Below are 11,825 nucleotides of genomic sequence, written 5' to 3' on the forward strand. Positions count from 1 at the left end.
CGGGTCTACAACGTCGCCGCGAGCTCCACCCCCTGCTTGATCGCGCGCTTGGCGTCCAGCTCGGCGGCCACGTCGGCGCCGCCGATCACGTGAACACGCGGCCCGGCGCCGGAGCCGGTCCCGGCGAGCTCGTCGGCGAGGTCACGCACGGACTCCTGGCCGGCACACACGACGATCGAGTCCACGGGCACGAGCACGGCGTTGCCATCGGAGGTGCTGATGTGCAGGCCGTCGTCGTCGATCCGCTGGTAGCTCACGCCGGTGTGCATCCGGACGCCGCCCATCTTGAGCTCGGCGCGGTGGACCCAGCCGGTGGTCTTGCCCAGTCCCTTGCCGATGCTCGAGGTCTTGCGCTGCAGCAGGTGCACCTCGTGCGCGGGCTCCTCGCGCACGGCGGTGCCGAGGCCGGCGCGCTCGACGGCCGGATCCACGACGCCCCAGTGCGCCTTCCACGCCTCGACATCCGTGGAGTGCCCGTGGGGTTCGCGGCCGTCGACCGCGATGCCGGGCCCGCCGGCGAGGAGGAACTCGGAGACGTCCACCCCGATCCCGCCGGCGCCGATCACGGCGACGCGGCGGCCCACCTCGCGGGCGCCGGTGAGCAGCTCGGGGTAGGTCATCACCATGGGATGGTCGATGCCCGGCATGTCGAGCACACGCGGGGTGACGCCGGTGGCCACCACGACGTGGTCAAAGCCCTCGACGTCCGTAGCGGTGGTGCGGCGGCCCAGGTGGACGGGCACGCCGAGCACCTCGAGGCGGCGCCGGAAGTAGTCGAGCGAACCGGCGAACTCCTCCTTGCCGGGCACGCGCATGGCGTAGCGGAACTGGCCGCCGATCTCGGACTCGGCCTCGAACACCTCGACGTGCAGGCCACGAGAGGCGGCGGCCTCGGCGCAGGAGAGCCCGGCGGGCCCGGCGCCCACCACGGCGACCCGCTTGCGCACCGGCGAGACGCTCAGCACGAGGTCGGTCTCGCGGCCGGCGCGCGGATTGACCAGGCAGGAGGCGCGCTTGTTGGCGAAGGTGTGGTCGAGGCAGGCCTGGTTGCAGGCGATGCACAGGTTGATCTCGTCGGCGCGCCCCTCGGCGACCTTGGCGGCGAAGGCCGCGTCGGCGAGCAGCGGCCGCGCCATGGAGACGAGGTCGGCCTTGCCGGTGGCGAGGATCTCCTCGGCGACGTCCGGGGTGTTGATCCGGTTGGAGGCGGTGACGGGGACGCCGACGGTCTCCTTGAGGCGAGCGGTCACGTCGACGAACGCGGCGCGCGGCACGGAGGTGACGATCGTGGGGATGCGGGCCTCGTGCCAGCCGATGCCGGTGTTGAACACGTCGACTCCTGCGACCTCGAGCCGCTGGGCGAGCTCGGCGGTCTCGTCCCACGTCTGGCCGCCCTCGACCAGGTCGAGCAGGCTGATGCGGTACTGCAGGAGGAAGTCGCGCCCCACCTCGGCGCGGATCCGGCGGACGATCTCCTCGGGGAACCGCATGCGCTTGCTCGCGGTGCCGCCCCAGGCGTCGGTGCGCGTGTTGGTGCGCTCGGCGAGGAACTGGTTGATGAGGTAGCCCTCGGAGCCCATGATCTCGATGCCGTCGTAGCCCGCCCGCTTGGCGAGCTTCGCGGCACGCACCCACGCGCCGATGGTGCGCTCGACCTCGCGGGAGCTCAGTCCGCGGGCCCTGAAGGGGCTGATCGGCGACGTGGTGGAGGAGGCCGAGCGCACGAACGGCTGGTAGCCGTAGCGGCCGGCGTGCAGCACCTGGAGCAGGATGTGGGCGCCCTCGGCGTGGACGGCGTCGGTGAGGCCGCGGTGCTTGTCGGCCATGCGGCGGCTGGCCATCATCGACCCGGCCGGCAGCAGCCAGCCCTCGACGTTGGGCGCATAGCCGCCGGTGACGAGCAGTGCCGTGCCGCCGCGGGCCCGCTCGGCGAAGTAGGCGGTGAGCTCGGGCAGGTGCTTGCTGCGATCCTCCAGGCCGGTGTGCATGGAGCCCATGACGAGACGGTTGCGCAGGGTGAGGTGCCCGACGGCGAGGGGTCTGAGGAGATGAGGGTGGCTCTGGCTCATGGGGCCCATTCTGCCCGTCCGGGGCGACAAGTTACTCGCGGGTAGGACAATTTCCACTCACCTGATGTGCGCGATGTCAACGTTTGCGCCAGGCGCGTGCGCTGGGCGGCAGGCCCGGGCGCGTGGCACCCCCTCCGAGGTCCTGGACACCCGGCCTGATTCGCCGATCCGTCAACCACGGCGGCTGACCTGCGATAACACCGAATCCCTCGTCGTCACACCGGTCCGCCCTCCCCCGGGGCCGGGCGGCGCGGACCCTCTAGCCTGGTGTCGCCGATTCCCCTGTCGGTACCCGGCCCCTCCCCCGGGCCGGGATCATGCGAGAGGGCGGCCGCCCCCATCCCCCCGGGAGCGGCCGCCCTTCGTGCGTCGCCCTGTGTAACGAATGTGACTGAAGTGACGAATGATGCATGAGTGAACTCGCTGCGCTAGTGTGGCGAGTCAGAAGTTCCGGACCGGGCCCGGCCCCGTCCGTGACCCGAGGAAAGGACCACCACGTGCGTCATCCGATCCGCTCCGCCGTTGCCGTCGCCGCCTCCGCCGCGCTCCTGGCCGCGGGGTCCGGCACCGCCTCCGCGCAGGGCTCGCTGCAGGGCGCGCTGCCGTTCCCGCTGGACCTGGGCTCGCTCTCGGCGCTGCTCCAGGGTTCGCCCGCCGCCCCGGGCGCCCCGGCTGCGCAGCTGGCGCCGGCCGTGCGTGGTGTGCCGCCGGAGCTCGCCCAGCAGGCATTCGCCGGGCGCGTGGTGGCCGCGATCAACGAGGCCCGCCTCGCGGTGAACGCCGACCGGTTGGTCACCGACCCCGCGCTCGAGGCCACCGCCACCGAGCGCGCCGACGAGCTCGCGCGCGGCGACGACACCACCGGCGACCTCTCCGCCCCCGAGGGCACCGAGACGCTGCACCGCACCACCCTCGCCCTGCCCGAGGGCGCGACCCCGCAAAAGGCGCTCACCGAGATGCTCGGCGACACCGGGATGCGCGAGCGCATGCTCGAGGGCGAGTTCACGACGATCGGCGTGGGCACCGCCACCGCCGCCGACGGCACCGTGCACGTGGTCGTGGACTTCGCCTGATCCCGACCGGAGGTGATCCGCGCCGTCCGCGCGTAGAGTGACGCCCCACCGGGGCCGCCCGGCCCCGCCGAGCTCGTGACCGACAAGCGGAGGGAGCCTCCATGAGTGACGGCCTTCTCGTGATCGGGTCCGGCCCCGCGGGGGTGTCCGCGGCGCAGGCGTACCGCGACGCCGGCGGACCGGGCCCGATCCGCATCGTCAGCGCCGACGAGCACCCGCCGTACCAGCGCCCGCCGCTGAGTAAGGACCTGCTGCGCGGGGACGCGCCGGCCGAGCCGGTGCCGATCAACGACGAGGACCCGGACCTGCGCGGCATCACCGTGGACCTGCGCACCCGGGTCGACCGCGTGGACACCGATGCCCGGGTGGTCCACGCCGCGGGGCGGGAGTTCGGGTACCGCTCCCTCGTCGTCGCCGCCGGATCCGCGCCCAACCCCCTCCCCACCGCCGAGGACGGCGCCGAGGTGTACCTGCTGCGCAGCCACGCCGACGCCGAGCGGCTCGTCGAGGCCGCCTCCCACGCGCGGTCGGCCGTGGTGATCGGCTCGGGGTTCATCGGATGCGAGGCCGCGGTGTCGCTGGCCCGGCGCGAGATCGCGGTGACCGTGGCCAGCACCGAGCCCGCGCCGCAGTTCGACCGGTTGGGCGAGCGCGCCTCGCGGCTGTTGGCGGGCTGGCTGGCCGACGAGGGCGTCACCGTGATCCCCGACGTCCGCGTGACCGGTGTCGGGGCCCCGCGCGAGGTGCACCTGTCCGACGGCACCACCCACTCCCCCGACCTCGTCCTGGCCGCCGTGGGCGTCTCCCCCGCGACCGGGTTCCTCGAGGGGTCCGGAGTCGAGGTGACCGACGGGTTCGTGGTGGTCGACGAGCGGCTGCGCACCACCGTGCCCGGCGTGTGGGCGGCGGGCGACCTGGTCCGCGCGCACAACGCCACCGCCGGACGGGCCCTGCACGTGGAGCACTGGGGCGACGCCCTGACCATGGGCGGGATCGCCGGCCGCAACGCCGCCGGCGGCGAGGAGACGTGGGGGTCCGCGCCCGGCTTCTGGTCGGAGATCGGGGACCGCACGCACAAGCACTCGGCGTGGGGCGACGGGTTCGACGAGGTCCGGGTGGTGGAGCACGGCGACGACGACGAGGCCGGCGTCACCGTCTGGTATGCCCTCGACGGGGTGGTCGTGGGCGCACTGACCTACGAGGCCGACACCGACTACGAACGGGCCGAGGACCTCATGGCCCGGCGGGCGCCGCTCGACGAGGTGTAGCGGAGCGGTCACGAGGCGCCACGTGTGGCCAGGGCTCCCAGGTTCAGCTCAGTCGCGGCGTTGCAGATACGTGACGTGTCCACGGCACGCACATCAGCTGATCTCGGGGCGTGCGCACGGGGTTCTCGTCGTCGTCACCTCCCCACCGGCCGCGACGCCGGGGCCGCGGGGAGGATTAACCGTTGGCTTATGTCACGTCTCGGTCACTACCGTCTGCCGGGCGGTCCGAACGGGCCGTGATGCCTCGCCCCCACGGGGCCTTTCGACACCCGCCCGCCCGGGCGGCCCGCCGTCATCGGCGGCCACACGAAAGGGATCGCACCATGGCCCGAGTCCTCCGTAGCCTGCGCAACGGCCTGCTGCTCGTGTCCGCCGCGTCCATGGCGCTGGCGCTCAACGCCGCGCCCGCCGCGAACGCGCAGATGCCGCAGATCAACCTTCCCGGCCTGACGGTCGGCCTCGCCGGCCCCGCGCCCGCCGGCGAGCCGGCCGTGGACGCGGCCGGCGCCGAGTACCGCGCCCAGCTCGAGCAGGCCACCAACGCCGCCCGCGAGCGCGTGGGCCTGGCGCCCCTGCGGATCAACGGCGACCTCTCGCGCGTGGCCACCGACTGGAGCGGCGTGCAGGCCGCGCAGAACCGCATGTTCCACAACCCCGACGTGGGCGGCCAGATCCCCGGAGGCTGGCGCCACTACTCGGAGAACGTGCTGCAGGACTACGAGCACGCCACCCCGCAGCAGCTCGTGGACCAGTGGCTGGCCTCCCCCGGTCACGCCGTGAACCTCCTGCGCCCGGACCACACGGACCTCGGCGTGGGCGTCGCCGTGGCCGGCGACGGCAAGCTCTACGCGACGCAGGTGTTCGCGGGGTACTGAGTTCCCGGGGTCCGCTGAACATGCGGGACTTGGAGACAGCGTCGTAGGTGCGAGGTACTAGTGGTCACATGACCGATGCCCTCGTGGTTGCCGCCGCTGTCTCCGTACGAGATGGCACAGTGCTCGCGTGTCGCCGAGCACCCCACAAAACAGCGCCCGGCAAGTGGGAGTTCCCCGGGGGGAAGGTAGAGCCTGGGGAAAGCGCGGAGGTGGCCCTGGCCCGCGAGCTCCACGAGGAGCTCGGGGTCGAGGCCGCCGTCGGGGGGCTCCTCGACAGGTCGACGACGAGGGTGGGCGGCACCGATATCGAGCTCGCCTGCTACTGGGTAACACTCACCGCGGCTCCTGTCACCAGTACCGACCATGACGAGATCCGCTGGCAACCCCAAGCCGATCTCGACCAGTTGGACTGGGCTGAACCAGACTTACCTGCCGTGCGGATCCTCGTTGCAGGTGCGCAATGACGACCCCCCTACCTGACGGGCTTTACGAATCGGTCGTCACTCCACGGCTGCAGGCGCGCCTGTCCCAGACGACGAGCACTGCGGACATTCAGCAGATCCCACGGGCACAGCTCCCCGCTGTGATCGGCCGGCACGTCGGCACCGCCGTCGAGCGGTTCCTCGAATCGCTCCCGGAAGAAGAACATCTCGCCGCAGTCGAGCAACTCGTCGCCATGCTGGGCCCCGATCTTGACGCAGCGGCCACGACCCAGCTGCTCCACAGTGTGTGGCCCGCCGACTCTCCTTTTCCTCGTCGGCCGACGACTCCCCTTGCCGACGGCGCCCTGTTCACGAACGCTCGCGACGAGCCCACGCTCGGTTCGGAACTTGCGCTGGAGATGGAATCGGCGGATTCCGTGGATCTTCTGTGCGCGTTCATTAAATTCCCCGGAATCCGCGTACTTGAACCGCAGCTACGTGGACTCCGTGAGCGAGGTGTGCCGTTGCGAGTCATCACCACGACCTACATGGGAGCGACCGACCACAAGGCACTCGACATACTTGTGAACGAGTTCGGGGCCGAGCTCAAGGTCCGCTACGAGCTGGCATCCACTCGGCTCCATGCCAAGGCGTGGTTGTTCCGCCGTAACTCCGGCTTCAACACCGCCTACGTCGGCAGTTCTAACCTCTCCCGATCCGCCCTTGTCGACGGACTGGAGTGGAACGTGCGCTTATCGTCGGTCGCGCACCGGTCACAGATTCTCAAGTTTACCAAGGTCTTCGACTCTTACTGGGATCAAGCGGAGTTCGAGCCCTATCACCCCGACGTCGACGGAGATCGGATCCACAAGGCGCTTACTGACGCACGCGGAGGCGGGAGCGGGCGCTCTGTCATTGCCCTATCGGGACTCGAGGTCCGTCCGTACCCGTACCAGCAACTTATGCTCAATGCCCTCGACACCGAACGTACGGTGTTTGATCGTCACCGAAATTTGCTGGTCGCGGCCACGGGAACGGGAAAAACTGTCGTCGCTGCGCTCGACTACGTCCGGCTGTGCCCAGCCAACCAGATTGACCGCCCCACCTTGCTCTTCATCGCTCACCGCAAGGAAATCCTGGCTCAATCGCTTCGGACCTACCGCGAGGCTCTGGGCGACGGCAACTTCGGCGAGCTCTTTGTCGATGGTGAGCGCCCTACCCGCTGGAAGCACGTATTTGCGAGCATTCAGTCCTTGAGCGCCTCCTTGGACGAGCTTCCCCTCGAGTGGGATGTCGTGGTGATTGACGAGTTCCACCACGCGCACGCAGCGGGATACCGCCGAGTCAGTGCCGAACTCACTGCTGGCGAATTCCTCGGACTCACGGCCACGCCCGAGCGTCACGACGGCTTCGACGTTCGATCGCTTTTCGACAGCCGCGCCGCGTACGAACTTCGCCTGTGGGACGCTCTGGAACAGGACCTTCTCTGCCCGTTTCACTATTACGGCATCGCAGACAACACTGACCTCCGGGGCATAACGTGGCAGAAGGGGAACTACGACCAAGCGCAGCTGTCCGAGCTGTATACGGGCAACCACGCCCGAGTGCACCTCATTATGAAGGCGCTCCAGAACAAGATCGTTGACCCCGGCACAATGAAGGCTCTCGGATTCTGTGTCTCAGTCGAGCACGCGGAGTTTATGACTGCGCAGTTCACCAAGCATGGCGTGAGATCAGCAGTCGTGATCGGCACTACGCCCCGGGAGGATCGACGCCGCCATGTTGATGCCCTCAAGGCGGGTGATATCCAGTGCATCTTCACAGTCGATGTGTTTAACGAAGGTATCGATATCCCCGCTGTGGACGTCGTCCTCATGCTGCGCCCCACCGCGAGCCCCACAATCTACGTCCAGCAGCTCGGCCGCGGCCTGCGCCGCTCACCCGGAAAGGCCCTGCTCACTGTTCTCGACTTTGTGGGCCACCATCGTGCGGACTTTGACTTCTCCGCTCGATTCACCGCGATGACGGGTCACACACGCCGACGGCTAGAACAAGAAGTTGCCTCCGAGTTTCCCTCGCTCCCGGGGGCCTCGCGCATCGTGCTGGACGATGTCACTAAGAAGGAAGTCCTCGACGCCATCAAGCGCGCCACCGCCGCGACCGACATTCGTGCACTGTGCCGGGATGCCGCTGCAATCGGAATTGAAGCCAGGCTCAAGGAATTTCTGCACGAGTCTCGGCGCACGCTCGACGAGGTGTACCGCAAGGACCGCTCGTGGACGAATATCGTTCTTCGGACCTCTGAGCAGGAGGCCCCACCTCGGGAAGAGCAAACCTTACTCAACAAGATGCACCGCCTTCGCACGGTGGACGACCCTGAGCGAATCGCCGCGTACACCCGCGTCGCAGAAGGACTCCTGCGAGGAACTCCGGTCAACGGCGACGATCCGTGGACCCGCATGCTCGTTGATTTCCTCATGCCCAAGGGAAAGCTAGAGTCGTATGACGACGCACTGCGCCACCTTTCGACGTTTCCGCGGGCCCTCAACGAAATCGTCCAGCTCATGGAAGCAGCGCTCGACAACATCGCCGCAGTGCCCGAGCCGCTCATCGGCTCGCTTTCCGGGCTGCCGCTCCGCACCCACGCCCGCTACCAGCGCGAAGAGCTCCTATCTGCGCTCGGCTGGACAAGCAATGTTCGTCGACCAGGCCAGCATCGTGAAGGCGTAGCGTGGTGCGAGGCATCGAACGCTGACCTTTTGCTCATCAATCTGCACAAGAGCGCCAAGGATTTCAGCCCGACCACCATGTATCGGGACATCCCGGTCTCGCCCGAGCTTTTTGATTGGGAATCCCAGTCCACTACCAGCCAGGCATCCCCGACCGGCAAGCGCTACCTCAATCAAAACCCTGCTTCGACAGACGTAGTGCTCGCCGTACGCAATGCTCCGGAAGATGAGCTCGGCACTGCCGCGTTCACGCTTCTTGGAACTGCTGACCTCGTTTCCCATCACGGAGACAGGCCAATCCAGATCCGCTGGAAGCTCCGTCGCTCAATGCCACCCCATGGCGGCAGCGATTGACGTCGGCTAATGGCATGACATGGCGGCGCCCATCAAACAAGTGTCAACCTCATCGTCGTCACCTTCTACCAGAAGATGAGTGCTCGGCCCCGACCCCACACCAGGCGAGCCGGGGCCGAGCACTCACGCCGCGAGGTCGAACTACTTGACCAGCAACTCCGCGATCTGGATGGTGTTGAGCGCCGCGCCCTTGCGCAAGTTGTCGCCAGAGACCACCAGGTTGAGGCCCTTGTCGCCCTCGATCGACTGGTCCTGGCGAATGCGGCCGACCAGGGACTCGTCGATGCCGGCGGCCTCGAGCGGCGTGGGCACGTCCACAACCTTCACGCCGGGCGCGTTGAGCAGCAGCTCCCGCGCCTGCTCGGGCGTGAGGGCGCGCTCGAACTCGGCGTTGATGCTCAGCGTGTGGCCGGTGAACACCGGCACGCGCACGCAGGTGCCGGCCACGCGCAGCTCGGGGATGCCGAGGATCTTGCGCGACTCGTTGCGCAGCTTCTGCTCCTCGTCGGTCTCCTCGGAACCGTCGTCCACGATCGAGCCGGCCATCGGAAGGACGTTGAAGGCGATCGGCGCCACGTACGGGCCGGTCTCGTCGACCTTCAGCACCGAGCCGTCGTGCACCAGCTCGTGGCCCGCGCCGACGTTGCCGGTGATCTGGTCGTTGAGCGTGTCCACGCCGGCCAGTCCGGACCCGGACACGGCCTGATAGGTGGACACCACGAGCCGCTCCAGCCCGGCCGCGTCGTGCAGCACCTTGAGCACCGGCATCGCGGCCATGGTCGTGCAGTTGGGGTTGGCGATGATCCCCTTGGGCGGGTTCTGCGCGGCCTCCGGGTTCACCTCGGACACCACGAGCGGCACGTCGGGATCCTTACGCCAGGCGGAGGAGTTGTCGACGACCACGGCGCCCGCCGCCGCGAAGCGCGGAGCCTGCTCCTTGGACATTGTCCCACCGGCCGAGAACAGGGCGATGTCGATGCCCTTGAGGTCCTCGTCGCTGGTGGCGGCCGTGTCCTCGACCACGATCTCCTCGCCGCGGAACGGCAGCGTGGTGCCGGCCGAGCGGGCGGACGCAAAGAAACGGACCTTGTCTGCCGGGAAGTTCCGCTCCTCGAGCAGGGTGCGCATCACGCGCCCCACCTGGCCCGTGGCTCCGACGACGGCGACAGTGGTCATGTGTGAGGTCAACTCCTGAAAGTCTTCACCCGGCCACGCGCGGGCGGGATCTCCACCCTGTGCTCGAGCAGCCGGCAGTCGCCCATGCTACCGCCCGCGGCAATCCGGTCGAGAGTCGTGCGTCACAGCCGGTCCGGACCATGAGCGTCGATTCGGCCAGCCCGTAGCAGGGCGCGAGCGGCGTCTCGCGCAGACCGTAAGCGGCGAACATGTGGTTGAACGCCGTCAGCGTCTCGGCCCGGACGGGCTCCGAACCGTTGAGGATCGTCGACAGCCGCGACAGGTCAACCCCCTCCATCTGCTCGGACCGCACCCTGCGGGCACACATCTCGAAGGCGAAGTTCGGTGCCACCGTGCCCGTCGCCCCCCACTCGCTCATCGCCCGCAACCACACGTGTGGGCGCTTGAGGAACGTCGCGGGAGACAGGTTCACTCCCAGGGCACCCGCGTAGAGCGGATACAGCAGCCCACCGATCAGGCCCATGTCGTGGAAGTGCGGGAGCCACTGGCAGACCGTGCCCGACTCACCCGTTCGGCACGCGCGGTCGATCACCCCGAGGTTGTGCACGAGGTTTCCAAAGGTGCGTCCGGCGCGCCAGGCGCTGCGCCCCCCTCGGACTCGATCAGATCCACTGCGGTCACGTCCGGCCTCGGCTCGAGTTCCACCGAGTCGAGCCAGTCGGTGACCAGCCCGAGCAGGTCAGACGTCGTGAGGACTTCCGAGACCCCGGCATCGCGGACGATCTTCTCCAACCGCGCCAGGCCCTTGACGTCGCCCGGCAACGGGGCCGGCACCGCCACGACCCCGGCCTGGAGCGCCGCCAGGAACGACACGAGGAAGGGCAGGCCGGGGGCCGTGAGCACGAGCGCGCGCTCCCCCTCCCGCCTGCGCGACGCCAGATCGGCTGCCAGCACCGCGACATCGTCTGCCCTGAGTTGGACCTCTTGAATCCGTTTTCGGCTTCTGCGGGTTGGTAGGTGCTGGTCAGGGGATTTTGGGGGCTGATTTCGGGGCACTAAGCCGAGCGGTATTTTGGTGTGGTGAGCCCGTACGTGCGCAAGGTGAAGACTGCCTCCGGGGCCACGGCCGTGCAGATTGTGGAGAAGGTTCGGGGCCAGCGGCGGATTCTCGAGCACATCGGGTCCGCGCACACCGACGGCGAGCTGGCGGCGTTGATCGCGGTGGCGCGGGGCAAGATCCATGCCGGGCAGGAGCGGCTCGACCTAGGCCTGCAGGGCCCAGAGCAGGTCAGGACCAGAGGGGACGCGGTCGTGACCAAGTACAGCAGCGAAGTGCTGTGGACGACACTGACCAGCACCTACGACCATCTCGGTTTCGAGCGTCTGGCCTGAGTTGGACCTCTTGAATCCGTTTTCGGCTTCTGCGGGTTGGTAGGTGCTGGTCAGGGGATTTTGGGGGCTGATTTCGGGGCACTAAGCCGAGCGGTATTTTGGTGTGGTGAGCCCGTACGTGCGCAAGGTGAAGACTGCCTCCGGGGCCACGGCCGTGCAGATTGTGGAGAAGGTTCGGGGCCAGCGGCGGATTCTCGAGCACATCGGGTCCGCGCACACCGACGGCGAGCTGGCGGCGTTGATCGCGGTGGCGCGGGGCAAGATCCATGCCGGGCAGGAGCGGCTCGACCTAGGCCTGCAGGGCCCAGAGCAGGTCAGGACCAGAGGGGACGCGGTCGTGACCAAGTACAGCAGCGAAGTGCTGTGGACGACACTGACCAGCACCTACGACCATCTCGGTTTCGAGCGTCTGGGCGATGAGACCTTCCGGTCGCTGGTGTGCGCACGGCTAGTACTGCCGACCAGCAAACTCGAGACCATCGAGGTCCTCGAGGACATCGGCGCCC

General features: G+C 68.5%; 10 protein-coding genes and 1 pseudogene. 7 read left to right on the plus strand and 4 right to left on the minus strand.

All coding sequences use genetic code 11. The features are described from left to right. Positions 1-5: 5 nt before the first annotated feature. Entirely contained in the window at positions 6-2,069 is a 2,064-nt protein-coding gene (locus ACH0BZ_RS11820; protein ID WP_406898567.1) for an FAD-dependent oxidoreductase, read from the minus strand. 497 nt (positions 2,070-2,566) lie between these two features. Between ACH0BZ_RS11820 and ACH0BZ_RS11825 the strand changes: the two genes are divergently transcribed. The 5 genes from ACH0BZ_RS11825 (at position 2,567) to ACH0BZ_RS11845 (ending at position 8,790) form a co-directional block, all read left to right on the plus strand. Further along, positions 2,567-3,142: a CAP domain-containing protein gene (locus tag ACH0BZ_RS11825; protein WP_406898568.1), complete on the plus strand. Its 576-nt coding sequence runs from the start codon at positions 2,567-2,569 to the stop codon at positions 3,140-3,142. A 101-nt stretch (positions 3,143-3,243) separates the two neighbouring features. Continuing rightward, on the plus strand, positions 3,244-4,410 hold the full coding sequence (locus tag ACH0BZ_RS11830) for an NAD(P)/FAD-dependent oxidoreductase (RefSeq protein ID WP_406898569.1): 1,167 nt from the start codon (positions 3,244-3,246) through the stop codon (positions 4,408-4,410). 323 nt (positions 4,411-4,733) lie between these two features. Continuing rightward, positions 4,734-5,285, plus strand: coding sequence for a CAP domain-containing protein (locus tag ACH0BZ_RS11835; protein WP_406898570.1), 552 nt, complete (start codon positions 4,734-4,736; stop codon positions 5,283-5,285). 68 nt (positions 5,286-5,353) lie between these two features. Beyond that, entirely contained in the window at positions 5,354-5,749 is a 396-nt protein-coding gene (locus ACH0BZ_RS11840; protein ID WP_406898571.1) for a (deoxy)nucleoside triphosphate pyrophosphohydrolase, read from the plus strand. Next, positions 5,746-8,790, plus strand: a complete 3,045-nt coding sequence (locus ACH0BZ_RS11845; RefSeq protein ID WP_406898572.1) for a DUF3427 domain-containing protein — start codon at positions 5,746-5,748, stop codon at positions 8,788-8,790. Before ACH0BZ_RS11840 ends, ACH0BZ_RS11845 begins: the two co-directional genes overlap by 4 nt. Before the next feature lie 141 nt (positions 8,791-8,931). Here ACH0BZ_RS11845 and ACH0BZ_RS11850 read toward each other — a convergent pair whose 3' ends face one another. From ACH0BZ_RS11850 to ACH0BZ_RS11860, 3 genes are read right to left on the minus strand one after another with little or no spacing between them, the layout of a single operon-like run. Next, complete coding sequence (locus ACH0BZ_RS11850) at positions 8,932-9,966, minus strand: aspartate-semialdehyde dehydrogenase (protein WP_406898574.1); 1,035 nt, start codon at positions 9,964-9,966, stop codon at positions 8,932-8,934. Positions 9,967-9,991: 25 nt separating this feature from the next. Continuing rightward, on the minus strand, positions 9,992-10,534 hold the full coding sequence (locus ACH0BZ_RS11855; RefSeq protein ID WP_406898575.1) for an AMP-binding protein: 543 nt from the start codon (positions 10,532-10,534) through the stop codon (positions 9,992-9,994). Beyond that, positions 10,516-10,881 carry a hypothetical protein gene (locus ACH0BZ_RS11860; protein WP_406898576.1) on the minus strand — a complete coding sequence of 122 codons (366 nt, stop codon included), beginning with the start codon at positions 10,879-10,881 and terminating at the stop codon, positions 10,516-10,518. The genes ACH0BZ_RS11855 and ACH0BZ_RS11860 overlap by 19 nt, the downstream gene beginning before the upstream one ends. A gap of 126 nt (positions 10,882-11,007) precedes the next feature. Between ACH0BZ_RS11860 and ACH0BZ_RS11865 the strand changes: the two genes are divergently transcribed. Then, complete coding sequence (locus tag ACH0BZ_RS11865) at positions 11,008-11,319, plus strand: hypothetical protein (protein ID WP_406898577.1); 312 nt, start codon at positions 11,008-11,010, stop codon at positions 11,317-11,319. A 106-nt stretch (positions 11,320-11,425) separates the two neighbouring features. Further along, positions 11,426-11,825: pseudogene (locus tag ACH0BZ_RS11870) on the plus strand (IS1634 family transposase); the annotation flags it as partial.

Origin of the sequence: Dietzia sp. 179-F 9C3 NHS (assembly GCF_045369825.1) — a bacterium.
Lineage (GTDB): Bacteria > Actinomycetota > Actinomycetes > Mycobacteriales > Mycobacteriaceae > Dietzia.